General features: G+C 52.1%; 21 protein-coding genes and 1 riboswitch. Of the genes, 11 read left to right on the top strand and 10 right to left on the bottom strand.

Going from position 1 to position 23,507, the window contains the following annotated elements; genetic code table 11:
• Window positions 1-3 precede the first annotated feature (3 nt).
• The 8 genes from ftsL to leuO form a co-directional block, all read right to left on the bottom strand.
• The gene (gene ftsL / locus C7B16_RS02435) at window positions 4-369 is read right to left on the bottom strand and encodes a cell division protein FtsL (RefSeq protein WP_000625658.1); all 366 of its coding nucleotides are present in this window, start codon (window positions 367-369) and stop codon (window positions 4-6) included.
• A complete protein-coding gene (gene rsmH, locus C7B16_RS02430) occupies window positions 366-1,307 on the bottom strand; it encodes a 16S rRNA (cytosine(1402)-N(4))-methyltransferase RsmH (RefSeq protein ID WP_000970467.1) in 942 nt (313 codons plus the stop codon). Before rsmH ends, ftsL begins: the two co-directional genes overlap by 4 nt.
• A gap of 1 nt (window position 1,308) precedes the next feature.
• Window positions 1,309-1,767 (bottom strand): division/cell wall cluster transcriptional repressor MraZ, encoded by a 459-nt coding sequence (gene mraZ, locus C7B16_RS02425; protein WP_000488289.1) that lies wholly within the window; start codon window positions 1,765-1,767, stop codon window positions 1,309-1,311.
• 601 nt (window positions 1,768-2,368) lie between these two features.
• Window positions 2,369-3,373 carry a catabolite repressor/activator gene (gene cra / locus C7B16_RS02420; protein WP_001517741.1) on the bottom strand — a complete coding sequence of 335 codons (1,005 nt, stop codon included), beginning with the start codon at window positions 3,371-3,373 and terminating at the stop codon, window positions 2,369-2,371.
• Window positions 3,374-3,454: 81 nt separating this feature from the next.
• Window positions 3,455-3,541 (bottom strand): hypothetical protein, encoded by an 87-nt coding sequence (locus C7B16_RS24475; RefSeq protein ID WP_032141500.1) that lies wholly within the window; start codon window positions 3,539-3,541, stop codon window positions 3,455-3,457.
• A gap of 11 nt (window positions 3,542-3,552) precedes the next feature.
• A complete protein-coding gene (gene ilvN / locus C7B16_RS02415; protein ID WP_001252744.1) occupies window positions 3,553-4,044 on the bottom strand; it encodes an acetolactate synthase small subunit in 492 nt (163 codons plus the stop codon).
• A gap of 2 nt (window positions 4,045-4,046) precedes the next feature.
• Entirely contained in the window at window positions 4,047-5,771 is a 1,725-nt protein-coding gene (gene ilvI / locus C7B16_RS02410) for an acetolactate synthase 3 large subunit (protein ID WP_000425629.1), read from the bottom strand.
• A 317-nt stretch (window positions 5,772-6,088) separates the two neighbouring features.
• Window positions 6,089-7,042: a transcriptional regulator LeuO gene (gene leuO / locus C7B16_RS02405; RefSeq protein WP_107179317.1), complete on the bottom strand. Its 954-nt coding sequence runs from the start codon at window positions 7,040-7,042 to the stop codon at window positions 6,089-6,091.
• Window positions 7,043-7,700: 658 nt separating this feature from the next.
• Here leuO and leuL point away from each other — a divergent pair.
• The 9 genes from leuL (at window position 7,701) to thiQ (ending at window position 17,979) form a co-directional block, all read left to right on the top strand.
• The gene (gene leuL, locus C7B16_RS02400; RefSeq protein ID WP_010378126.1) at window positions 7,701-7,787 is read left to right on the top strand and encodes a leu operon leader peptide; all 87 of its coding nucleotides are present in this window, start codon (window positions 7,701-7,703) and stop codon (window positions 7,785-7,787) included.
• 91 nt (window positions 7,788-7,878) lie between these two features.
• Entirely contained in the window at window positions 7,879-9,450 is a 1,572-nt protein-coding gene (gene leuA, locus C7B16_RS02395; RefSeq protein WP_000082825.1) for a 2-isopropylmalate synthase, read from the top strand.
• Window positions 9,450-10,541 (top strand): 3-isopropylmalate dehydrogenase, encoded by a 1,092-nt coding sequence (gene leuB / locus C7B16_RS02390; protein ID WP_000042367.1) that lies wholly within the window; start codon window positions 9,450-9,452, stop codon window positions 10,539-10,541. The genes leuA and leuB overlap by 1 nt, the downstream gene beginning before the upstream one ends.
• A gap of 2 nt (window positions 10,542-10,543) precedes the next feature.
• Window positions 10,544-11,944, top strand: coding sequence for a 3-isopropylmalate dehydratase large subunit (gene leuC / locus C7B16_RS02385; RefSeq protein ID WP_001140679.1), 1,401 nt, complete (start codon window positions 10,544-10,546; stop codon window positions 11,942-11,944).
• A gap of 10 nt (window positions 11,945-11,954) precedes the next feature.
• Complete coding sequence (gene leuD / locus C7B16_RS02380) at window positions 11,955-12,560, top strand: 3-isopropylmalate dehydratase small subunit (RefSeq protein ID WP_001517737.1); 606 nt, start codon at window positions 11,955-11,957, stop codon at window positions 12,558-12,560.
• A gap of 348 nt (window positions 12,561-12,908) precedes the next feature.
• The gene (gene sgrR, locus C7B16_RS02370) at window positions 12,909-14,564 is read left to right on the top strand and encodes a DNA-binding transcriptional regulator SgrR (protein WP_001517736.1); all 1,656 of its coding nucleotides are present in this window, start codon (window positions 12,909-12,911) and stop codon (window positions 14,562-14,564) included.
• Between the two features lie 33 nt (window positions 14,565-14,597).
• Window positions 14,598-14,697, top strand: a riboswitch (TPP riboswitch).
• 30 nt (window positions 14,698-14,727) lie between these two features.
• Complete coding sequence (thiB, locus tag C7B16_RS02365) at window positions 14,728-15,711, top strand: thiamine ABC transporter substrate binding subunit (RefSeq protein ID WP_001517735.1); 984 nt, start codon at window positions 14,728-14,730, stop codon at window positions 15,709-15,711.
• Entirely contained in the window at window positions 15,687-17,297 is a 1,611-nt protein-coding gene (gene thiP / locus C7B16_RS02360; RefSeq protein ID WP_107179316.1) for a thiamine/thiamine pyrophosphate ABC transporter permease ThiP, read from the top strand. Before thiB ends, thiP begins: the two co-directional genes overlap by 25 nt.
• Window positions 17,281-17,979 carry a thiamine ABC transporter ATP-binding protein ThiQ gene (gene thiQ, locus C7B16_RS02355; RefSeq protein WP_107179315.1) on the top strand — a complete coding sequence of 233 codons (699 nt, stop codon included), beginning with the start codon at window positions 17,281-17,283 and terminating at the stop codon, window positions 17,977-17,979. Before thiP ends, thiQ begins: the two co-directional genes overlap by 17 nt.
• Before the next feature lie 112 nt (window positions 17,980-18,091).
• Here thiQ and C7B16_RS02350 read toward each other — a convergent pair whose 3' ends face one another.
• Together C7B16_RS02350 and araC are read right to left on the bottom strand one after the other, a co-directional pair.
• The gene (locus tag C7B16_RS02350) at window positions 18,092-18,856 is read right to left on the bottom strand and encodes a DedA family protein (RefSeq protein WP_016249604.1); all 765 of its coding nucleotides are present in this window, start codon (window positions 18,854-18,856) and stop codon (window positions 18,092-18,094) included.
• Between the two features lie 85 nt (window positions 18,857-18,941).
• Window positions 18,942-19,820, bottom strand: a complete 879-nt coding sequence (araC, locus tag C7B16_RS02345) for an arabinose operon transcriptional regulator AraC (RefSeq protein WP_107179346.1) — start codon at window positions 19,818-19,820, stop codon at window positions 18,942-18,944.
• Between the two features lie 338 nt (window positions 19,821-20,158).
• On the opposite strand from araC, the gene araB reads away from it, so the two are divergent.
• Entirely contained in the window at window positions 20,159-21,859 is a 1,701-nt protein-coding gene (gene araB / locus C7B16_RS02335) for a ribulokinase (RefSeq protein WP_000951828.1), read from the top strand.
• 10 nt (window positions 21,860-21,869) lie between these two features.
• The gene (gene araA / locus C7B16_RS02330) at window positions 21,870-23,372 is read left to right on the top strand and encodes an L-arabinose isomerase (RefSeq protein WP_001517732.1); all 1,503 of its coding nucleotides are present in this window, start codon (window positions 21,870-21,872) and stop codon (window positions 23,370-23,372) included.
• The last annotated feature ends 135 nt before the right edge of the window (window positions 23,373-23,507 follow it).

Genomic DNA, 23,507 nt, shown 5'->3' with positions numbered 1-23,507 from the left:
TCCTTATTTTTGCACTACAATATTTTCTTGTGATGGATCAACATGCTGCATCTGCAGCTTCTCTGTGGCGATCCTTTCCACCCGGCTATGGTCACCGAGCGCATTCTCTTCAAGAATCAGGTTGCGCCATTCAATGTCTAAAGCGTCTCGCTCCAGCACCAGTTGTTCGCGCTGAGCGGTCAGCAAACGGGTATGGTGCGCCGTGGTCACCACGGTCACCGCCGTCAAGATAATGCAAATGAACAGACAGAGTGGCAGCTTCCCGAACCGCAAAAGATCGTCACCGATAACGCCAGGCAAGGCATGGCGCTCGTGGCTTCCCATCGATCCTTTAACTTTGCTTAGAGCTTCTGTCACTCTGCTGATCATGCGTTCGTCCTCTCTGCAATACGCAGAACTGAACTTCGGGCACGAGGGTTCTCAGCCACCTCTTCTTCGCCCGGCATCAACTTGCCTAGTGCTCGCAACTGACGGCCACCCAGTTTTTTGAGCTGCTCTTCGGTCATCGGTAACCCTGCCGGAACCTGCGGACCGCGACTGTTTTCACGCATAAAGCGTTTCACTATACGATCTTCCAGCGAATGAAAACTGATGATCGAAAGCCGCCCACCCGGGGCCAGCACGCTGAGCGAGCTTTTTAGCGCCTGCTCTATCTCCTCCAGTTCACTGTTCACCCAAATGCGCACCGCCTGGAAGGTACGGGTCGCGGGATGTTTGAATTTGTCCTTCACCGGGGTTGCCGCAGCAACGACTTCCGCCAGTTCTTTGGTACGGGTCATCGGCTGTTCGCGGTTACGCTCAACAATGGCGCGCGCAATGCGTTTGGCAAAACGCTCTTCGCCATAAGTTTTTAATACCCAGGCAATATCAGCTTCTTCTGCGCTTTGTAGCCACTCGGCGGCAGACTGGCCGCGTGTCGGATCCATACGCATGTCCAGCGGACCGTCGCGCATAAAGGAAAAACCGCGTTCTGCATCATCGAGTTGCGGTGAAGAGACACCAAGATCGAGAAGAATTCCGTCAATCTTGCCGATAAGATCACGCTCAGCGACGTATTCGCCCAGCGCGGAGAAAGGTCCATGTATGATGGAGAAGCGCGGATCATCAATAGTCTTTGCGACGGCGATAGCCTGCGGATCGCGATCGATTGCCAACAAACGCCCCTCTTCGCCAAGTTGCGAAAGGATCAGACGTGAGTGACCACCGCGACCGAAAGTCCCATCAATGTAAATGCCATCAGGACGGATATTGAGGCCGTTTACGGCTTCGTCCAGCAGCACCGTGGTGTGTTTATAGTTTTCCATCATTTTATAGAGACAAGTCCTGCAGTCGTTCCGACAAGCTTTCGGTAACAGACTGTTCAGCGTCGATATCTTCCCTGACCTGTTGATGCCAGGTTGTTTCATCCCACAGTTCAAACTTGTTGAACTGTCCAACCAACATCACTTCTTTTGTCAGCCCGGCATGTTGCCGCAGTACTGGCGCGATTAATAATCGACCTGCGCCATCCATCTGACATTCACTGGCATGGCCTAACAGAAGGCGCTGCACACGGCGCTCAACCGGGTTCATGCTCGACAGACGCGATAATTTTTGCTCGATAATTTCCCATTCAGGAAGGGGGTAAAGCAGCAGGCATGGGTGATGAATGTCAATGGTACATACCATTTGACCGGCAGCGTTCCCGAGCAGCTCTTCCCGATAACGGGTGGGCACCGATAAGCGCCCTTTACTGTCGAGATTGACTAACGTTGCTCCCCGGAACATGCCAGTCTTCCCCCAATTACCACTTTATCCCACAAATTCCCACTAAAAGGAGTTTACGGAGCGGAGGAAAAGCTTGTCAAGCCAGGAACATTCTTTACCGAAGCAAAAAACCCAATGTTTACGACTAATATCTGCATTGTTTAAAAATCGCCCAACGAACGAAGCAAATTAACGTCATGAATAGTTGTAAGAAAAATTCCCACTCATCATTACCGTTTTAAAAACGACTCCATTTTCCTTAATGAAAATATAAAGTGTCAGTTTGCGACGCGAGCGGCATTTTAGGACATATCGCCCCCGGATAACAGTCCCTGTTGCGCGTGCACCGCGCCTGACGCCAGTGGCTTTGTGTAAAAGTTTAGAAAAGTGTTTGTTTAATCGGCAATTGACGATTTGCATGTAACAAAATAATGCAATCGCAACCTGGCGTTACGCCTTAATTATCATTAGGCACAAAGAATGAAGTTAATTGGGGAGATATTTCGAAGGTCTTATGGATAATTGTCAGGAATAGTCTTATTTACATAAAGGATATTGATGTCCAATTACGTACTCAATGCGCCAGCGACAATCCGCTGACGCATCATTTTCTGTTTAACGCTTAGCTACGGCTGAGGATGCCACGGCGATAGAGATTTCGTTTGATGCGCGTTAAGCCCGGTTTTGGCTTACGCGGCTCATCCAGGCTCGCCAGGACAATCTCCAGCACGCGTTCTGCGACATCACGATGACGCTGAGCCACCGCCAGCACTGGGCATTGTAAGAAGTCGAGCAATTCGTTATCGCCAAAGGTCGCAATCGCCAGATCGGAAGGAAGTTTGCCATCGCGGCGCAACGTAACATCCATAACCCCCTGCAACAATGCAAAAGAGGTAGTAAACAGCGCCTGCGGCATCGGATGCGTTTCCAGCCATTTTTCGAATAGCTGGGCAGCGGCTTCCCGCTCATAGCTGTTGGCATAAAGAAAATGCACTTCGCGCGGATCATCTTTCCAGGCCGTGCGGAAACCCTGTTCACGCAGGAAGCTGACAGAAAGCTCCGGCAGTGCACCAAGATAAAGCACTGTCTCGGCCGGAAACTTACGTAACTCTTCCGCCAACATTTCAGCATCATCCTGGTCAGCGCCAACGACGCTGGTAAAGTGTTCACGATCAAGCGCACGATCCAGCGCGACAATCGGGAACGGGTCGTTAGCCCAGCGTTGATAGAAAGGATGCTCTGGCGGCAGCGACGTCGAAACAATGATGGCATCGACCTGACGCTGTAAAAGATGCTCAATACAACGCATTTCGTTGTCTGGCTGATCTTCGGAACAGGCAATTAATAGCTGATAACCACGTTGCCGCGCCTGGCGTTCAAGATAGTTAGCAATACGGGTGTAACTTGTGTTCTCCAGATCGGGGATCACAAGACCAATAGAACGTGTGCGTCCAGCACGAAGCCCAGCCGCCACGGCATTCGGGTGGTAATTGTGCTCACGCACCACAGCCATGACTTTTTCAACGGTTTTGTCGCTCACACGGTATTGCTTCGCTTTGCCGTTAATAACATAGCTTGCAGTGGTCCGCGATACTCCCGCCAGCCGAGCGATTTCATCCAGTTTCACAATTGCCCCTTGCGTAAAATGTAAAAACCATAACCATTGTACTGGTATGGATTAAATTCATTAACATCTAAGCGCAGAAAATTAACTGCGGCAACTGCTTTTATTCCAGGTTCCTACTGAATTCGCAAAAAAAGCCCAACGTGACATGCTGGGCTGTAAATTGCGCATTGAGATCATTCTTAACGCATTATTTTATCGCCGCGTGAAAGTCCGACAACGCCGGAGCGGGCAACTTCAACAATTTTCGCCACATCGCGAATCGATGCTAAAAATGCATCGAGTTTATCGCTGGTTCCCGCCAGTTGAACGGTATAAAGCGACGGTGTGACATCGATAATTTGCCCACGGAATATTTCCGTATTACGTTTCACTTCGTCACGTCCGTAGCCGCTGGCCTGAATTTTCACCAGCATAATTTCCCGCTCAACGTGCGCGCCCTGCCCCAGTTCGCTCACGCGCAAGACATCGACCAGCTTGTGTAATTGCTTTTCGATCTGCTCAAGCACTTTTTCATCGCCCACGGTCTGGATAGTCATGCGCGATAATGTCGGATCGTCGGTTGGCGCAACGGTCAGACTTTCAATGTTATAGCCACGCTGGGAAAAAAGGCCGATCACACGGGATAACGCGCCTGATTCATTTTCGAGTAATACTGATAATATCCGGCGCATAATCAGGTTCTCTCCGTTTTGCTTAACCACATTTCATCCATTCCACCCCCGCGAATATGCATCGGGTAGACATGCTCACTGCCATCAACGGTAACATCAACAAACACCAGGCGGTTATTACCGACCTGCTCAAGTGCCTCGCTCAGTTTGCTTTCCAGCTCATCCGGACGTGAAATTTGGATACCCACATGGCCATAGGCTTCTGCCAGACGGACGAAATCTGGTAGCGACTGCATATAAGATTGTGAATGACGGCCGGAATAGATCATGTCCTGCCATTGCTTCACCATCCCCAGGTAGCGGTTATTGAGATTCACCACCAGCACCGGCAGTTCATATTGCAAGGCTGTAGACAGTTCCTGAATGTTCATCTGAATACTGCCATCGCCAGTGACGCAGACCACGGTTTCTCCCGGCAGTGCCATTTTGACGCCCAGCGCCGCAGGTAAACCAAAGCCCATAGTGCCGAGGCCGCCGGAGTTGATCCAGCGACGCGGTTTATCGAAAGGATAATAAAGCGCGGCGAACATCTGGTGTTGCCCGACATCGGACGTCACATAAGCGTCCCCCTTCGTCAGTCGCCAGAGCGTCTCGATCACCGCCTGCGGTTTAATGCTTTCACTGTGGGTATCATATTTCAGGCACTGGCGAGCGCGCCACTGTTCAATTTGCTGCCACCAGTCGCGGATCTCATCCAGAGGTTGCGAAGAGGTTTCTTGCGGTAACAATTCCAGCATTTGCTCCAACACCAGACGCGCATCGCCAACGATCGGGATGTCGGCGGTCACGGTTTTTGAGATCGAGGTAGGATCGATATCAATATGTAACACTGTCGCATTTGGGCAGTACTTTGCCAGATTGTTAGTGGTGCGATCATCAAAGCGTACACCAACCGCAAAAATGACATCGGCATTATGCATCGTCATATTAGCTTCGTAAGTGCCGTGCATTCCCAGCATTCCCAAGGCCTGACGATGCGTTGCCGGAAACACACCTAATCCCATTAATGACGAGACGACAGGAAGATTAAGTTGCTCAATAATCTGTTTGAGTTGTTGATGGCAACCCGCAGTCACTGCGCCACCGCCAACGTAAATTACCGGTTTTTTCGCCGCCACCAGCGTTTGCAGCGCGCGTTTAATCTGCCCCTTATGGCCCAGCGTTGTTGGGTTATAAGAGCGCATACTGACCGACTCCGGCCAGACGTACGGTAATTTGTTCGCCGGATTAAGAATGTCTTTCGGTAAATCAACCACCACAGGCCCAGGACGACCGCTTGCCGCCAGCCAGAATGCCTTTTTCAGCACCTGCGGTATATCTTCCGTTTGCTTAACCAGAAAACTGTGTTTAACCACCGGCCGGGAAATTCCCACCATGTCACACTCCTGAAAGGCATCGTAACCTATCAGCGAGGTTGCTACCTGCCCGGAAAGGATAACCAGCGGAATGGAGTCCATATAGGCAGTGGCGATACCAGTAATTGCGTTGGTGGCCCCAGGGCCCGATGTCACCAGCACAACGCCCACTTCTCCGGTCGCGCGCGCCAGACCATCGGCCATATGCACTGCCGCCTGTTCATGACGAACTAATACGTGATCAATACCGCCCACGGTATGCAATGCATCGTAAATATCAAGGACTGCGCCTCCGGGGTAACCGAATACTTGTTTAACGCCCTGATCGATAAGCGATCGGACGACCATCTCGGCTCCAGACAACATCTCCATGGCTTGTCTCACTGTTTGGCGGAAAAAATGTGTAAAACACATTAACCGTCCGATCTGGCTTAAGCAATTGACAGGCAGAGTCACAAGCGTGAATAAATAAGAATAAACAGGAGGAAAGGAGAAAATAAACGATAAAATACTCCAGAATGGTGGACAGAATTGATAATAAATCGGCTAAATCTGCCTCGTTACAGCAATTTCTCTATTTTTTTATTATTTCTAATATCAGGGTGAACATGCATTCAGAATAAAATTCTACATTGAATAAAAAATGCAGAATAAACCAGAGATGCACACCTGATTTACTCTGCCTCTGCTTAACGTTTACAAATAGAGACTAATTGCTCTTCCATCCATTGATGACCTTTATCACGCCCGGCTGCCTCATGCCAGGAGAGGTAACAGGTTCTGCTATTTTGTTTTAATGGCAGCGGTAATATCTGCAATTCTAAGGATTCAGCAAACTCCTCAGCCAGCCAACGAGGCGCAATAGCGACAAGATGCGTTTGTGACACCACGCTAAGGACGCTCATCATTGCCATTCCCTGATAAGCGATACTGGCTTGTTTATCTACTGTGTCGTACCACGGTTGACTAAACGACGCGAAACGGTCGAGCGAAACTGCCGCATGTTGTTCGTTATAAACATCATGTTTCAGTAATGGGCCGTTAATCGTCGGATGCTTCTTACTGGCTACCAGTACCATTTCATCTTTAAATAATGGAACGCTGGTAAATTCAGGACGATGGAAGTCTTCATAACTAATAACGAACTCTGTTTCCTGATAACGGAATTGATGTTCGGTGTTCTGATTTAATGAAGACTTGAATATCACATGAATATTTGGCGCAATTTGCTCAATGTGATTATAAATCTGCGAGGTCAGAATGCTATCTAACGGGCTGCAAACGCAGAGATGGAATACGCGCTCGCTGCTGGAAGGCTCAAACCCTGAACCCGGTAACTCGTTTTGTACTAATTGCAGCGCCTGACGCACAGAGCCAAAAAGCTGAAATGCGCGGGCAGTCGGTTGGATGCCACGACCATAACGAACAAACAACTCGTCATTAAACATCACCTTCAGGCGTGCAACAGCATTACTGACCGCAGGTTGCGACATTCCCAGAACATGCGCGGCACGAGTAATATTCTGCTCCTGCATCACAGCATCGAAAACGGTTAATAAGTTTAAATCGACCATACGCAACTGTGGCTTGCTTAACTCCACAATCTCCGCAATCTCTGGATGATCTGTTTTTACCTCTGACATACTTAACTCCACTGTCACACTTAACTCCCTTTCCCTTATTGGAATGCAGAGAAATAATCCTGAAAAATATGATTTACCATGCATATAAAATAAGAAGAAGGAAAATGAGTAAAATTAGGAAAACATAAAGATAAGGGTTCTGATAAAAACAGAATCCATTGCCGTGCGAAGAGTCATTCATCACAGCTTAATAATCCATAATGTTTTTGTTGCGAAAACATTCTAATCATAACCACCGCGAATACTCAATCATCTAAAAAATGGATTAATTGTGCTAATTTAATGCTTATTTTATGCGTTTAATATATTAATCCTTAACATTAATCGATCAATAATATTCACTAAATCAATATAAAAACATTCGTACAGCATATAATTCAATACAAATCATCAGGATAGTTGCGGTAGCGAGCAAGTTTTACTCTTTCTTACCTCGTTGATTAAATGCAATAAATTATTCTGAAGTATGTCTACCAATGAAAAGTATGAGCGGTTAAACAGAAATTAATATCGACTGTTTTTACTCTTGCAGCACAATTAGCTAATTTGACGCATACAGAACTCTCGCTGGTGAACCGTTTTTGTTGCATCAGGGTTGACATCCGTTTTTGTATCCAGTAACTCTAAAAGCATATCGCATTCATCCGGAGCTGATTTAATGACTCACATCGTTCGCTTTAACGGTCTACTACTACTAAACGCATCTTCTTTGCGCGGTAGACGAGTGAGCGGCATCCAGCATTAAGCCAGCACGCAGTCAGACAAAAAACCCGCGCATTGCGCGGGTTTTTTTATGCCCGAAGCGAAGCGCCCTAAAAGAGACAAGGATCCAAACTATGAGCCAGCAAGTCATTATTTTCGATACCACATTGCGCGACGGTGAACAGGCGTTACAGGCAAGCTTGAGTGCGAAAGAAAAACTGCAAATTGCGCTGGGCCTTGAGCGAATGGGGGTTGACGTGATGGAAGTCGGTTTCCCCGTCTCTTCTCCGGGCGATTTCGAATCGGTGCAAACCATTGCTCGCCAGGTCAAAAATAGCCGCGTTTGTGCGTTAGCCCGTTGCGTGGAAAAAGATATCGACGTGGCGGCAGAATCCCTGAAAGTTGCCGAAGCCTTCCGTATTCATACCTTTATTGCCACCTCCCCAATGCACATTGCCACCAAGCTGCGCAGCACGCTGGATGAGGTGATCGAACGCGCCATCTATATGGTGAAACGTGCACGCAATTACACCGATGATGTTGAATTTTCTTGCGAAGACGCCGGACGCACACCGATTGCCGATCTGGCGCGAGTGGTCGAAGCAGCAATTAACGCCGGTGCCACTACCATCAACATCCCGGACACCGTGGGCTATACCATGCCATTTGAGTTCGCCGGAATCATCAGCGGTCTGTATGAACGCGTACCAAACATCGATAAAGCCATTATTTCCGTACACACTCACGATGATTTAGGCCTGGCGGTCGGCAACTCGCTGGCGGCGGTACATGCCGGAGCACGGCAGGTAGAAGGTGCGATGAACGGGATCGGTGAACGCGCGGGTAACTGTTCGCTGGAAGAAGTGATCATGGCGATCAAAGTGCGTAAGGATATTCTCAACGTCCACACCGCCATTAATCACCAGGAGATATGGCGCACCAGTCAGTTAGTTAGCCAGATTTGCAATATGCCGATCCCGGCAAACAAAGCCATTGTTGGCAGCGGCGCGTTCGCACACTCCTCCGGTATTCATCAGGATGGCGTGCTGAAAAATCGCGAAAACTACGAAATCATGACACCAGAATCTATTGGTCTGAACCAAATCCAGTTAAATCTAACCTCTCGTTCTGGTCGTGCGGCAGTAAAACACCGCATGGATGAGATGGGATATAAAGAAAGTGAATATAATTTAGACAATCTGTACGACGCTTTCCTGAAACTGGCAGATAAAAAAGGCCAAGTATTTGATTACGACCTGGAGGCTCTGGCCTTTATTGGTAAACAGCAAGAAGAACCGGAACACTTCCGTCTGGATTACTTCAGTGTGCAGTCGGGTTCTAACGATATCGCCACTGCCGCCGTCAAACTGGCCTGTGGCGAGGAAGTCAAAGCAGAAGCCGCCAACGGTAATGGCCCGGTCGATGCCGTCTACCAGGCGATTAACCGTATCACTGACTACAACGTCGAACTGGTGAAATACAGCCTGACCGCCAAAGGCCACGGTAAAGATGCGCTGGGTCAGGTGGATATCGTCGCTAACTACAACGGTCGCCGCTTCCACGGCGTCGGCCTGGCCACCGATATTGTCGAGTCCTCCGCCAAAGCAATGGTGCACGTGCTGAACAATATCTGGCGCGCCGCAGAAGTCGAAAAAGAGTTACAACGCAAAGCTCAACACAACGAAAACAACAAGGAAACCGTGTGATGTCGAAGAATTACCATATTGCTGTTTTACCTGGGGATGGGATCGGGCCGGAAGTCATGACCCAGGCCCTGAAAGTACTGGATGCCGTGCGTAACCGCTTTGCGATGCGTATCACCACCAGCCATTATGATGTTGGCGGCGCAGCCATTGATAACCACGGGCAGCCGTTGCCGCCAGCGACGGTTGAAGGCTGTGAACAAGCCGATGCCGTACTGTTTGGCTCGGTAGGTGGCCCGAAGTGGGAGCATTTGCCGCCAGACCAACAACCAGAACGCGGCGCGCTGTTACCTCTGCGTAAACATTTCAAATTATTCAGCAATCTGCGCCCGGCAAAACTGTATCAGGGGCTGGAAGCATTCTGTCCGCTACGTGCTGATATTGCCGCTAACGGCTTCGACATCCTGTGCGTGCGTGAGTTAACCGGCGGCATCTATTTCGGTCAACCGAAAGGCCGTGAAGGTAGCGGTCAGTATGAAAAAGCGTTTGATACCGAGGTGTATCACCGTTTTGAGATCGAGCGCATTGCCCGCATCGCGTTTGAATCTGCCCGCAAACGTCGCCGCAAAGTCACGTCAATCGACAAAGCCAACGTGCTGCAATCCTCTATTTTATGGCGGGAGATCGTTAACGAGATCGCCATTGAATATCCGGATGTTGAACTGGCACATATGTACATCGACAACGCCACCATGCAGTTGATTAAAGATCCGTCGCAATTTGACGTGCTGCTGTGCTCCAACCTGTTTGGTGACATTCTTTCTGACGAATGCGCGATGATTACCGGTTCGATGGGGATGTTGCCTTCCGCCAGCCTGAACGAACAAGGTTTTGGTCTGTATGAACCGGCGGGCGGCTCTGCGCCGGATATCGCAGGAAAAAACATCGCTAATCCAATTGCGCAAATTCTGTCGCTGGCGCTGCTGTTGCGCTACAGCCTGGATGCCGATGATGCGGCTTCCGCTATTGAACGCGCCATTAACCGCGCATTAGAAGAAGGCATTCGCACCGGAGATTTGGCCCGTGGCGCTGCCGCCGTAAGTACCGATGAAATGGGCGATATCATTGCCCGCTATGTGGCAGAAGGGGTGTAATTATGGCTAAGACGTTATACGAAAAATTGTTCGACGCTCATGTAGTTTACGAAGCTGAAAACGAAACCCCGCTGTTATATATCGACCGCCATCTGGTGCATGAAGTGACGTCACCGCAGGCGTTTGATGGTCTGCGCACCCACGGACGCCCGGTACGTCAGCCAGGTAAAACTTTCGCCACTATGGACCACAACGTCTCGACCCAGACCAAAGACATTAATGCCTGCGGAGAAATGGCGCGCATCCAGATGCAGGAGCTGATCAAAAACTGCAAAGATTTTGGCGTCGAGCTGTATGACCTGAATCACCCGTATCAGGGAATTGTCCACGTGATGGGGCCAGAACAAGGCGTCACCTTACCGGGAATGACCATTGTTTGCGGCGACTCGCATACCGCCACCCACGGCGCGTTTGGCGCACTGGCGTTTGGCATCGGTACTTCCGAAGTTGAACACGTGCTGGCAACGCAAACCCTGAAGCAGGGTCGTGCGAAGACCATGAAAATTGAAGTCCAGGGTAAAGCCGCACCAGGAATTACTGCGAAAGATATCGTGCTGGCAATTATCGGTAAAACCGGCAGTGCAGGCGGCACCGGGCATGTGGTGGAGTTTTGCGGTGAAGCAATCCGTGATTTAAGCATGGAAGGTCGCATGACCCTGTGCAATATGGCAATCGAAATGGGCGCAAAAGCCGGTCTGGTTGCGCCGGACGAAACCACCTTTAACTATGTCAAAGGCCGTCTTCATGCGCCGAAAGGCAAAGATTTCGACGACGCCGTCGCCTACTGGAAAACACTGCAAACCGACGAAGGTGCAACTTTCGATACCGTTGTCACTCTGCAAGCAGAAGAGATTGCGCCGCAAGTCACCTGGGGCACCAACCCAGGCCAGGTGATCTCCGTGAACGACAATATTCCCGATCCCGCTTCGTTTGCCGATCCGGTTGAGCGCGCGTCAGCAGAAAAAGCGTTGGCCTATATGGGGCTGAAACCGGGTATTCCGCTGACCGAAGTCGCTATCGATAAAGTATTTATCGGTTCCTGCACCAACTCACGTATTGAAGATTTACGTGCAGCGGCGGAAATCGCCAAAGGGCGGAAAGTTGCGCCAGGCGTTCAGGCACTGGTCGTTCCCGGCTCCGGCCCGGTAAAAGCGCAGGCAGAAGCAGAAGGGCTGGACAAAATTTTTATTGAAGCGGGTTTTGAATGGCGCTTGCCTGGCTGCTCAATGTGTCTGGCGATGAACAACGATCGCCTGAATCCGGGCGAGCGTTGTGCCTCCACCAGCAACCGTAACTTTGAAGGCCGCCAGGGGCGCGGCGGGCGCACGCATCTGGTTAGCCCGGCAATGGCGGCCGCCGCTGCCGTCACCGGTCATTTCGCTGACATTCGCAACATTAAATAAGGAGCACACCATGGCAGAGAAATTTATCAAACACACAGGCCTGGTTGTTCCATTGGATGCCGCCAATGTCGACACTGATGCCATTATCCCGAAACAGTTTTTGCAGAAAGTGACGCGCACTGGTTTTGGCGCGCATCTGTTTAACGACTGGCGTTTTCTGGATGAAAAAGGCCAACAGCCAAACCCGGACTTCGTGCTGAATTTCCCACAATATCAGGGCGCTTCCATTTTACTGGCGCGGGAAAACTTCGGCTGTGGCTCCTCGCGTGAGCACGCTCCCTGGGCGCTGACCGATTACGGATTTAAGGTGGTGATTGCGCCCAGTTTCGCGGACATCTTCTACGGCAACAGCTTTAACAACCAGTTGCTGCCGGTGAAATTAAGCGATGCCGAAGTGGACGAGCTGTTTACACTGGTGCAGGCTAATCCGGGAATTCACTTCGACGTGGATCTGGAAGCGCAAGAGGTGAAAGCGGGGAATAAAACTTATCGTTTTACCATCGATGCCTTCCGCCGCCACTGCATGATGAACGGTCTCGATAGCATCGGTCTGACGTTGCAGCACGGCGATGCCATTGCTGATTATGAAGAGAAGCAACCGGCGTTTATGCGCTAGTTTTATGAGTCGGATAAGGCATTCACGCCGCATCCGGCACTCAATCGCCAAAAAGAAAAAAGCCAGCAGGTATTCACTGCTGGCGTGGCGATTAACACCAATACTCAGTCACACATGATGTCTGCAGATCAGTAGTCAGAATGACTCCCCTCCCACTGCATCAGTTATTCAAGCATGGCTAATCGTTGTGGAACGCTTAACCAACTCAGTCAGCACATCATTGCTGTCATTGCAAAATAGTGCCGATAAAACTGACGAATGGGATACCTCCTTGCTTCATCGTTAAGAATTATTGACTTAATATAGGGATAATAAAATTGCTGACTTTTGCGCAGGAGTTCCCCTTTTATGCCTTCAGGTCGTCTGCAACAACAGTTCATCCGGCTGTGGCAATGCTGCGAGGGTAAATCGCAGAACACGACGCTCAACGAACTGGCAGAGTTATTGAGCTGTTCCCGCCGTCATATGCGCACCCTGCTAAACACCATGCAGGATCGTGGCTGGCTGACGTGGGAGGCGGAGGTTGGCCGCGGTAAACGCTCGCGTTTGACCTTCCTCTACACCGGACTTGCGCTTCAGCAACAGCGGGCGGAGGATCTGCTGGAACAGGATCGTATCGATCAACTGGTGCAACTCGTCGGTGATAAAACCGCTGTGCGGCAAATGTTGGTTTCCCATCTGGGGCGTAGCTTCCGCCAGGGGCGGCACATTCTGCGCGTGCTCTACTATCGTCCGTTGCGTAATCTGCTACCTGGCAGCGCATTACGCCGTTCCGAAACGCATATCGCCCGGCAAATCTTCAGCGCGTTAACCCGCATAAATGAGGAAAATGGGGAACTGGAGGCGGACATTGCCCACCACTGGCAACAAATTTCCCCACTTCACTGGCGTTTCTTTTTACGTCCCGGTATCCAATTTCATCATGGCCGTGAGCTGGAAATGGACGATGTCATCGCCTCTTTGAAACGGCTCAATACGCAGCCGCTCTATTCCCACATTGCTGAAATTGTTTCGCCAACGCCCTGGACGCTGGATATCCATCTTACGCAGCCCGATCGTTGGTTGCCGTTACTACTGGGGCAAGTTCCGGCGATGATCCTGCCGCGGGAATGGGAAACCATCAGCAACTTTGCCAGTCATCCGATCGGCACCGGTCCGTATGCGGTAATGCGTAACAGCGCCAATCAGTTGAAAATTCAGGCATTCGATGACTTCTTCGGTTATCGGGCACTCATCGATGAAGTTAACGTCTGGGTTCTGCCGGAAATTGCCGACGAGCCAGCCGGAGGGCTAATGCTGAAAGGGCCGCAGGGTGAGGAAAAAGAGATTGAAAGCCGCCTGGAAGAAGGTTGCTACTATTTACTGTTCGACAGCCGCACCCATCGCGGGGCGAATCAGCAAGTCAGAGACTGGGTAAGCTACGTTCTTTCTCCGAGCAATCTGGTCTACTTCGCGGAAGAACAGTACCAGCAACTCTGGTTCCCGGCCTACGGACTGCTCCCCCGTTGGCACCATGCCCGCCCCACGCATTGCGAAAAACCCGCCGGGCTGGAAAGCCTTACCCTGACCTTTTATCAGGATCATATTGAACATCGGGTAATTGCCAGGATCATGCAGCAAATTCTGGCGAGTCATCAGGTAACGCTTAACATCAACGAGATCAGCTACGATCAGTGGCATGCGGGAGAGATCGAAAGCGATATCTGGCTTAACAGCGCCAACTTTACGCTGCCGCTGGATTTTTCGCTGTTCGCGCATTTGTGCGAAGTGCCGCTGCTACAACACTGTATTCCGATCGACTGGCAAGCCGATGCCGCGCGCTGGCGCAATGGCGAGATGAATCTGGCGAACTGGTGCCAGCAGTTAGTGACCAGCAAAGCGATGGTGCCATTGATCCATCACTGGCTGATCATTCAGGGGCAACGCAGTATGCGCGGCCTGCGCATGAATACCCTTGGATGGTTCGATTTTAAATCAGCGTGGTTTGCACCGCCGGATCCATGATTGCTGGTTGATAACAAACTCACTACACTAACGCCGTTCTCAACGGGGTGCCACGCAAATGCGTGCGCTGAGAAAATACCCGTCGAACCTGATCCGGATAACGCCGGCGAAGGGATTTGAGGCTCCTTCTCAAGTCCTTTGCCACTCTTCTTTGAGGTGCAAAGTGTTAAAAAAATGTCTTCCTTTGCTGTTGCTGTGCACAGCGCCCGTTTTTGCGAAACCTGTTCTGACCGTCTATACCTACGACTCCTTCGCTGCCGACTGGGGGCCAGGTCCGGTAGTCAAAAAAGCCTTTGAAGCCGACTGTCATTGCGAACTGAAACTGGTGGCGCTGGAAGATGGCGTCTCGCTGCTCAACCGTCTGCGGATGGAAGGTAAAAACAGCAAAGCCGATGTGGTGCTGGGTCTGGATAACAATCTGTTAGATGCCGCCAGCAAAACCGGGCTGTTTACCAAAAGCGGCGTGTCAGCGGATGCGATCAATGTACCCGGCGGCTGGAATAATGACACTTTCGTACCATTTGATTACGGCTACTTCGCCTTCGTCTATGACAAGAACAAACTGAAAAATCCGCCGCAAAGCCTGAAAGAACTGGTTGAGAGCGATCAAAACTGGCGGGTGATTTATGAAGATCCACGCACCAGTACGCCAGGTCTGGGTCTGCTGCTGTGGATGCAAAAAGTCTATGGCGATGACGCCCCGCAAGCCTGGCAGAAACTGGCGAAGAAAACCGTCACCGTCACCAAAGGCTGGAGCGAAGCCTATGGCCTGTTTTTAAAAGGCGAAAGCGATCTGGTATTGAGCTACACCACTTCTCCGGCTTATCACATTCTCGAAGAGAAGAAAGATAACTACGCCGCCGCCAACTTTAGCGAAGGTCACTATCTGCAAGTGGAAGTCGCCGCCCGCACCGCTGCCAGCAAGCAGCCGGAGCTGGCACAAAAATTCCTCCAGTTTATGGTTTCTCCGGCTTTCCAGAATGCGATCCCAACCGGCAACTGGATGTATCCGGTAGCAAACGTCGCACTACCTGCCGGTTTTGAACAACTGACCAAACCGGCCACCACGCTGGAATTCACGCCAGCCGAAGTGGCGGCACAACGTCAGGCATGGATTAGCGAATGGCAACGCGCCGTCAGCCGTTAATTCCTGGCTGGTTAATTCCAGGTGTAAGCGCCGCCACGCTGGTGGTGGTGGTTGCACTGGCGGCGTTTCTCGCGCTGTGGTGGAACGCGCCGCAGGGGGACTGGGCAACAATATGGCAGGACAGCTACCTGTGGCATGTGGTGCGCTTCTCCTTCTGGCAGGCGTTTCTCTCTGCGCTGCTCTCTGTCGTGCCCGCAATATTCCTCGCCCGCGCCCTCTACCGCAGGCGCTTTCCGGGGCGGCAGGCGCTGTTGCGTCTGTGCGCCATGACCTTAATCCTGCCTGTGCTGGTCGCTGTTTTCGGCATTCTTAGCGTTTATGGTCGCCAGGGCTGGCTGGCATCGCTCTGGCAATTGCTTGGGCTGGAGTGGACTTTTTCGCCCTACGGCCTGCAAGGCATTTTGCTGGCGCACGTATTTTTTAATCTGCCGATGGCGAGCCGCTTATTACTCCAGGCACTGGAAAACATCCCCGGTGAACAACGTCAACTTGCCGCCCAGCTTGGGATGCGCGGCTGGCATTTTTTCCGCTTCGTCGAATGGCCGTGGTTACGGCGACAAATCCCGCCGGTTGCTGCGCTTATCTTTATGCTCTGTTTCGCCAGCTTCGCCACCGTGCTGGCGCTGGGCGGCGGGCCACAGGCGACGACTATCGAACTGGCAATCTATCAGGCGCTGAGTTACGACTACGATCCCGCCCGCGCAGCAATGCTGGCGCTGATCCAGATGGTGTGCTGTCTGGGACTGGTGTTGTTGAGCCAACGATTAAGTAAGGCCATCGCCCCCGGCACTACGCTGCTGCACGGTTGGCGCGACCCGGACGATCGTCTGCACAGCCGCATTTGCGATACGGTGCTGATCGTGCTGGCGCTGCTGTTGTTGCTGCCACCGTTACTGGCGGTGATCGTTGATGGCGTGAATTACCAGTTGCCAGAAGTGCTGGCACAACCGGTACTGTGGCAGGCACTGTGGACCTCATTGCGCATCGCGCTGGCGGCAGGCGTATTGTGCGTAGTGCTGACCATGATGCTGCTGTGGAGCAGTCGCGAACTGCGGGCGCGGCAGAAAATGCTGGCTGGTCAGACACTGGAGATGAGCGGAATGCTGATCCTCGCCATGCCCGGCATTGTGCTGGCAACGGGCTTCTTTTTATTGCTCAACAACACTACTGGCCTGCCACAATCTGCTGACGGCATTGTGATTTTCACCAATGCGCTAATGGCGATCCCTTACGCGCTGAAAGTGCTGGAAAACCCGATGCGCGATATCACCGCCCGCTACAGCATGTTGTGTCAGTCGTTGGGCATTGAAGGCTGGTCGCGTTTAAAAGTGGTCGAGCTGCGCGCCCTGAAACGTCCGCTGGCGCAGGCACTGGCTTTTGCCTGCGTGCTGTCGATTGGTGATTTTGGTGTGGTGGCATTGTTCGGTAACGATGATTTCCGCACCCTGCCGTTTTATCTCTACCAGCAAATTGGCTCTTACCGCAGCCAGGACGGCGCGGTCACCGCATTAATTCTGCTGCTGCTCTGTTTTCTGCTGTTTACCATGATTGAAAAACTACCGGGGCGAAATGTTAAGACTGACTGATATCACCTGGCTTTATCACCATTTGCCAATGCGTTTTAGCTTAACGGTGGAACGCGGCGAGCAAGTGGCGATCCTCGGGCCAAGCGGCGCAGGTAAAAGTACCCTGCTGAATTTGATCGCCGGTTTTCTGACGCCAGCCAGCGGTTCGCTGACTATCGACGGTATTGATCACACGACGACACCGCCGTCACGCCGTCCGGTATCAATGCTGTTTCAGGAGAACAACCTGTTCAGCCACCTGACGGTAGCGCAGAACATCGGGCTGGGATTGAATCCGGGATTGAAGTTGAACGCAATACAGCAGGAGAAAATGCACGCAATCGCCCGTCAGATGGGGATTGATAATTTAATGCCGCGGTTACCGGGTGAGCTTTCCGGCGGCCAGCGGCAGCGCGTGGCGTTAGCGCGCTGTCTGGTACGTGAACAGCCCATTTTATTGCTTGATGAACCGTTCTCCGCACTCGATCCGGCGCTGCGTCAGGAGATGTTGACGCTGGTGAGCACGAGCTGCCAGCAGCAAAAAATGACGCTATTGATGGTGTCACATAGCGTAGAAGATGCCGCGCGGATCGCCACGCGCTCGGTGGTGGTTGCCGACGGGCGCATCGCCTGGCAGGGGAAGACAAATGAGTTATTGAGCGGTAAGGCGAGTGCTTCGGCGCTGTTGGGAATTAAAGGCTAATATGCACTGTCGGATGCGGCGTGAACGCCTTATCCGACCTACGGGGGGCGTATTGTGGGCCTGATAAGACGCGGCAAGCGTCGCATCAGGCGCCCCGTACAAGACTATGCCCCTAAACCCCAACCACTTTACGCAAAATATCGATATACACCGGCATCAACGGATGGCGAATCAACACCACCAGCGCCACTACCCCAACGCCAGAAATTAGCGGCGTCAGCCACAGCAGATGACCACGCGACAAATAATGGCTTAAGCGATCGGTTACTTTGCCACTGCGCCATAACCGCCAGCACAACCAGCCGCCAACCCACAAAAACACCGCCGTTGCCAGCAACAACCACTTAAATTCACCGCTCTGCATCCCGGCAGGAATATCAATCGCCGCCCCCGCCAGAATCCCCGGCAGGAAGTAAAACGGTGGCCACAGCAGGCAGCCGATAATATTTGGCGTAATAAATTTTGCTACGGGCAGATCCAACATCCCTGCCACCATTGGCACCAGCGGACGCGTCGGGCCGACAAAACGACCGACCAGAATGGTAAACATGCTGTGTTGATGCAACGCATGTTCGGTTTTATCGAGCAACGCTTTGTTTTTCTTCAGAAACGACCAACGATGGAGCGGCTTTTTAAAACGCCAGCCCAGCCAGAAAGAGATCCAGTCCCCCATCAGGCAGCCAACAATCCCCGCCAGCCAGGCGTGCCAGAAACTTAACTCGCCGCTGCCAATCAGCGCTCCCAGCCCCGCCATCAGTACCGTACCGGGCAAAATCAAACCGACCAGCGCCAGCGACTCCAGAAAAGCCACCAATACCACCGCCATCAGCGAATAAACGGTGGATTGGGTAATAAAGTGTTCCAGCAATGCTTGCATAATGTGCCTGTCAAATGGACGAAGCAGGGATTCTGCAAACCCAATGCTACTCCGTCAAGCCGTCAATTCTCTGATTCGTTACCAGTTATGACAACCTGACAGCTACATCATTCACTTTTTCTTCACAACCAGCACGGAACTCGCTTGGGCTGGCCCCAGTACATTTTTTAAATACCCGCGAGAAATAGAGTTGATCATCAAAGCCAACATTGCGCCCGACCGTCGCGATAGGCATCCGGGTTGTACTCAATAGCAGCTTCGCCTGGCTAATGCGTTGATCCTCACGCCAGCTTAAGACGCTAATCCCTAACTGCTGACGGAACAAATGCGACAAACGCGACGGCGACAGGCAGACATGCTGTGCAACGCTGGCGATATCAAAATTGCTGTCTGCCAGGTGGTCGCTGATGTACTGACAAGCCTCGCGTACCCGATTATCCATTGGCGGATGCATCGACTCATTGATCGCTTCCATCCGCCGCAGTAACAATTGCTCAAGAAGATTTATCGCCAGCAGTTCCGAATAGCGCCCTTCTCCTTGTCCGGCGTTAATAATTTGCCCAAACAAGTCGCTGAAATGCGGCTGGTGCGCTTCGTCCGGGCGAAAGAAACCGGTATTGGCAAATATCGACGGCCAGTTAAGCCATTCGTGCCAGTAGGCGCGAGGACGAAAGTAAACCCACTGGTGATACCATTCACGAGCCTCCGGATGACGACCATAGTGATGAATTTCTCCCGGCGGGAACAACAAAATATCCCCCGGTCGGCAAACAAATTCTCGTCCCTGATTTTTCACCACACCCTGTCCACGAATGGTGAGATTGAGAATATAGCCTTTCATTCCCAGCGGTCGGTCGATAAAAAAATCGAGATAACCGTTGGCCTCAATCGGTGTTAAACCCGCCACCAGATGGGCGTTAAACGAGTAACCCGGCAGCAAGGGATCATTTTGCGCTTCAGCCATACTTTTCATACTCCCGCCGTTCAGAGAAGAAACCAATTGTCCATATTGCATCAGACATTACCGTCACTGCGTCTTTTACTGGCTCTTCTCGCTAATCCAACCGGCAACCCCGCTTGTGAAAAGCATTTTGTAACAAAGGGGGCCGAAAGCCATGACAAAAACGCGTAACAAAAGTGTCTATAATGACGGCAGAAAAGTCCACATTGATTATTTGCACGGCGTCACACTTTGCTATGCCATAGCATTTTTATCCATAAGATTAGCGAATACTGCCTGACTGTTTTTATCGCAACTCTCTACTGTTTCTCCATACCCGTTTTTTTGGATGGAGTGAAACGATGGCGATTGCAATTGGCCTCGATTTTGGCAGTGATTCTGTGCGAGCTTTGGCGGTGGACTGCGCCACCGGTGAAGAGATCGCCACCAGCGTAGAGTGGTATCCCCGTTGGCAGGAAGGGCAATTTTGTGATGCCCCAAATAACCAGTTCCGTCATCATCCACGTGACTACATTGAGTCAATGGAAGCGGCGCTAAAAACTGTGCTTGCAGAGCTTAACGCCGAACAACGCGCGGATGTGGTCGGCATTGGTGTGGATAGCACGGGCTCCACGCCTGCACCAATCGACGCCGACGGCAACGTGCTGGCGCTACGCCCGGAGTTTGCTGAAAACCCGAACGCGATGTTCGTCTTGTGGAAAGACCACACAGCGGTTGAAGAAGCGGAAGAGATCACCCGCTTGTGTCACGCACCCGGCAAAGTTGACTATTCTCGCTATATTGGCGGTATTTATTCCAGCGAATGGTTCTGGGCGAAAATACTCCACGTTACCCGCCAGGACAGCGCCGTGGCGCAATCAGCCGCGTCATGGATTGAGCTATGTGACTGGGTGCCAGCCCTGCTCTCTGGCACCACTCGCCCGCAAGATATCCGTCGCGGGCGTTGCAGCGCCGGACACAAATCACTGTGGCATGAAAGCTGGGGCGGTCTTCCACCAGCCAGTTTCTTTGATGAGTTGGACCCGCTCCTCAATCGACATTTGCCCTCCCCGCTGTTTACTGACACCTGGACTGCCGATATTCCAGTTGGCACTTTATGCCCGGAATGGGCGCAGCGTCTCGGTCTGCCTGAAAGCGTAGTGATTTCTGGTGGCGCGTTTGACTGCCATATGGGCGCGGTCGGCGCGGGCGCACAGCCTAACGCACTGGTAAAAGTGATCGGTACTTCTACCTGCGACATTCTCATTGCCGACAAACACAGCGTTGGCGAGCGCGCAGTGAAAGGTATTTGCGGTCAGGTTGATGGCAGTGTAGTGCCTGGGTTTATCGGCCTGGAGGCCGGTCAGTCAGCATTTGGTGATATCTACGCCTGGTTTGGTCGCGTACTCGGCTGGCCGCTGGAACAACTTGCCGCCCGGCATCCGGAACTGAAAGAACAAATCAACGCCAGCCAGAAACAACTGTTACCTGCGCTGACCGAGGCGTGGGCCAAAAATCCGTCTCTGGATCACCTGCCGGTGGTACTCGACTGGTTTAACGGTCGCCGCACGCCAAACGCTAACCAACGCCTGAAAGGGGTGATTACCGATCTGAACCTCGCTACCGATGCTCCTCTGCTGTTTGGCGGTTTGATTGCCGCTACCGCCTTTGGCGCGCGCGCAATTATGGAGTGCTTCACCGGGCAGGGGATCGCCGTCAATAACGTGATGGCGCTGGGCGGCATCGCCCGCAAAAACCAGGTCATTATGCAGGCCTGCTGCGACGTGCTGAATCGCCCGCTACAAATTGTCGCTTCTGACCAGTGCTGCGCGCTCGGCGCAGCGATTTTCGCCGCCGTTGCTGCAAAAGTGCACTCAGATATCCCATCAGCACAACAAAAAATGGCCAGCGCGGTCGAGAAAACGCTGCAACCGCGCAGCGAACAGGCACAACACTTTGAACAGCTTTATCGCCGCTATCAGCAGTGGGCGATGAGCGCCGAACAACACTATCTTCCAACTTCTGCCCCGGCACAGGCTGCCCAGGCCGTTCCGACTCTATAAGGACACGATAATGACGATTTTTGATAATTATGAAGTGTGGTTTGTCATTGGCAGCCAGCATCTGTATGGCCCGGAAACCCTGCGTCAGGTCACCCAACATGCCGAGCACGTCGTTAAGGCGCTGAATACGGAAGCGAAACTGCCCTGTAAACTGGTGCTGAAACCACTGGGCACCACGCCGGATGAAATCACCGCGATTTGCCGTGACGCCAATTATGACGATCGTTGCGCGGGTCTGGTGGTGTGGCTGCACACTTTCTCCCCGGCCAAAATGTGGATCAACGGATTGACCATCCTCAACAAACCACTGCTGCAATTCCACACCCAGTTTAACGCTGCATTACCGTGGGACAGCATCGATATGGACTTTATGAACCTGAACCAGACCGCACACGGCGGCCGCGAGTTCGGCTTCATCGGCGCTCGTATGCGCCAGCAACATGCCGTGGTCACCGGTCACTGGCAGGATAAACAAGCTCATGAACGTATCGGCTCCTGGATGCGCCAGGCTGTGTCTAAACAGGATACCCGTCATCTGAAAGTCTGCCGCTTTGGCGACAATATGCGTGAAGTGGCGGTCACTGACGGCGATAAAGTTGCCGCGCAGATCAAGTTCGGTTTCTCCGTTAATACCTGGGCGGTTGGCGACCTGGTGCAGGTGGTTAACTCAATCAGCGATGGCGATGTCAACGCGCTGGTTGATGAGTACGAAAGCAGCTACACCATGACGCCTGCCACACAGATCCACGGTGAAAAACGGCAGAACGTGCTGGAAGCGGCACGGATTGAGCTGGGAATGAAGCGTTTCCTGGAACAAGGTGGCTTCCACGCGTTCACTACCACCTTTGAAGATCTGCACGGTCTGAAACAACTCCCTGGTCTCGCCGTACAACGTCTGATGCAACAGGGCTATGGCTTTGCGGGCGAAGGCGACTGGAAAACTGCCGCCCTGCTTCGCATCATGAAGGTGATGTCAACCGGTCTGCAGGGCGGCACCTCCTTTATGGAGGACTATACCTATCATTTCGAGAAAGGTAATGACCTGGTGCTCGGCTCCCACATGCTGGAAGTCTGTCCGTCGATCGCGGCGGAAGAGAAACCGATCCTCGACGTTCAGCACCTTGGTATTGGCGGTAAAGATGATCCTGCCCGCCTGATCTTCAACACTCAAACTGGCCCGGCCATTGTCGCCAGCCTGATTGATCTCGGTGATCGTTATCGTCTGCTGGTTAATTGCATCGATACGGTGAAAACGCCGCACTCCCTGCCGAAACTGCCGGTGGCGAATGCACTGTGGAAAGCGCAACCGGATCTGCCAACCGCTTCCGAAGCGTGGATCCTCGCTGGTGGCGCACACCATACCGTCTTCAGTCATGCGCTGAACCTGAACGATATGCGCCAGTTTGCCGAGATGCACGACATTGAAATCACGGTGATTGATAACGACACCCGCCTGCCTGCGTTTAAAGACGCGCTGCGCTGGAACGAAGTGTATTACGGATTTCGTCGCTAATTAGCGACATCAGGTAAGCAACGCCTGATGCAACGCTGGCGCGTCTTATCAGGCCTGCGATTACGAACCGAAGGCTGATTTTGTAGGCCGGATAAGCAAAGCGCATCCGGCATTCAGCACCTGATGCAACGCTGG

Source organism: Escherichia sp. 20412-1, from assembly GCF_003027595.1.
Lineage (GTDB): Bacteria > Pseudomonadota > Gammaproteobacteria > Enterobacterales > Enterobacteriaceae > Escherichia > Escherichia marmotae.
This window is presented reverse-complemented; position numbering and strand designations above follow the sequence as displayed.

What these genes read in the sequence shown, in the direction of transcription:
- araB (WP_000951828.1), top strand. Translation starts at nt 20,159, where the DNA reads ATGGCGATTGCAATTGGCCTCGATTTTGGCAGTGATTCTGTGCGAGCT.
- sgrR (WP_001517736.1), top strand. Translation starts at nt 12,909, where the DNA reads ATGCCTTCAGGTCGTCTGCAACAACAGTTCATCCGGCTGTGGCAATGC.
- araC (WP_107179346.1), bottom strand. Translation starts at nt 19,820, where the DNA reads ATGGCTGAAGCGCAAAATGATCCCTTGCTGCCGGGTTACTCGTTTAAC.
- ftsL (WP_000625658.1), bottom strand. Translation starts at nt 369, where the DNA reads ATGATCAGCAGAGTGACAGAAGCTCTAAGCAAAGTTAAAGGATCGATG.
- leuL (WP_010378126.1), top strand. Translation starts at nt 7,701, where the DNA reads ATGACTCACATCGTTCGCTTTAACGGTCTACTACTACTAAACGCATCT.
- leuB (WP_000042367.1), top strand. Translation starts at nt 9,450, where the DNA reads ATGTCGAAGAATTACCATATTGCTGTTTTACCTGGGGATGGGATCGGG.
- C7B16_RS02350 (WP_016249604.1), bottom strand. Translation starts at nt 18,856, where the DNA reads ATGCAAGCATTGCTGGAACACTTTATTACCCAATCCACCGTTTATTCG.
- araA (WP_001517732.1), top strand. Translation starts at nt 21,870, where the DNA reads ATGACGATTTTTGATAATTATGAAGTGTGGTTTGTCATTGGCAGCCAG.
- leuA (WP_000082825.1), top strand. Translation starts at nt 7,879, where the DNA reads ATGAGCCAGCAAGTCATTATTTTCGATACCACATTGCGCGACGGTGAA.
- mraZ (WP_000488289.1), bottom strand. Translation starts at nt 1,767, where the DNA reads ATGTTCCGGGGAGCAACGTTAGTCAATCTCGACAGTAAAGGGCGCTTA.
- leuO (WP_107179317.1), bottom strand. Translation starts at nt 7,042, where the DNA reads ATGTCAGAGGTAAAAACAGATCATCCAGAGATTGCGGAGATTGTGGAG.
- C7B16_RS24475 (WP_032141500.1), bottom strand. Translation starts at nt 3,541, where the DNA reads ATGCGCAATTTACAGCCCAGCATGTCACGTTGGGCTTTTTTTGCGAAT.
- rsmH (WP_000970467.1), bottom strand. Translation starts at nt 1,307, where the DNA reads ATGATGGAAAACTATAAACACACCACGGTGCTGCTGGACGAAGCCGTA.
- leuD (WP_001517737.1), top strand. Translation starts at nt 11,955, where the DNA reads ATGGCAGAGAAATTTATCAAACACACAGGCCTGGTTGTTCCATTGGAT.
- thiQ (WP_107179315.1), top strand. Translation starts at nt 17,281, where the DNA reads ATGTTAAGACTGACTGATATCACCTGGCTTTATCACCATTTGCCAATG.
- thiP (WP_107179316.1), top strand. Translation starts at nt 15,687, where the DNA reads ATGGCAACGCGCCGTCAGCCGTTAATTCCTGGCTGGTTAATTCCAGGT.
- ilvI (WP_000425629.1), bottom strand. Translation starts at nt 5,771, where the DNA reads ATGGAGATGTTGTCTGGAGCCGAGATGGTCGTCCGATCGCTTATCGAT.
- ilvN (WP_001252744.1), bottom strand. Translation starts at nt 4,044, where the DNA reads ATGCGCCGGATATTATCAGTATTACTCGAAAATGAATCAGGCGCGTTA.
- leuC (WP_001140679.1), top strand. Translation starts at nt 10,544, where the DNA reads ATGGCTAAGACGTTATACGAAAAATTGTTCGACGCTCATGTAGTTTAC.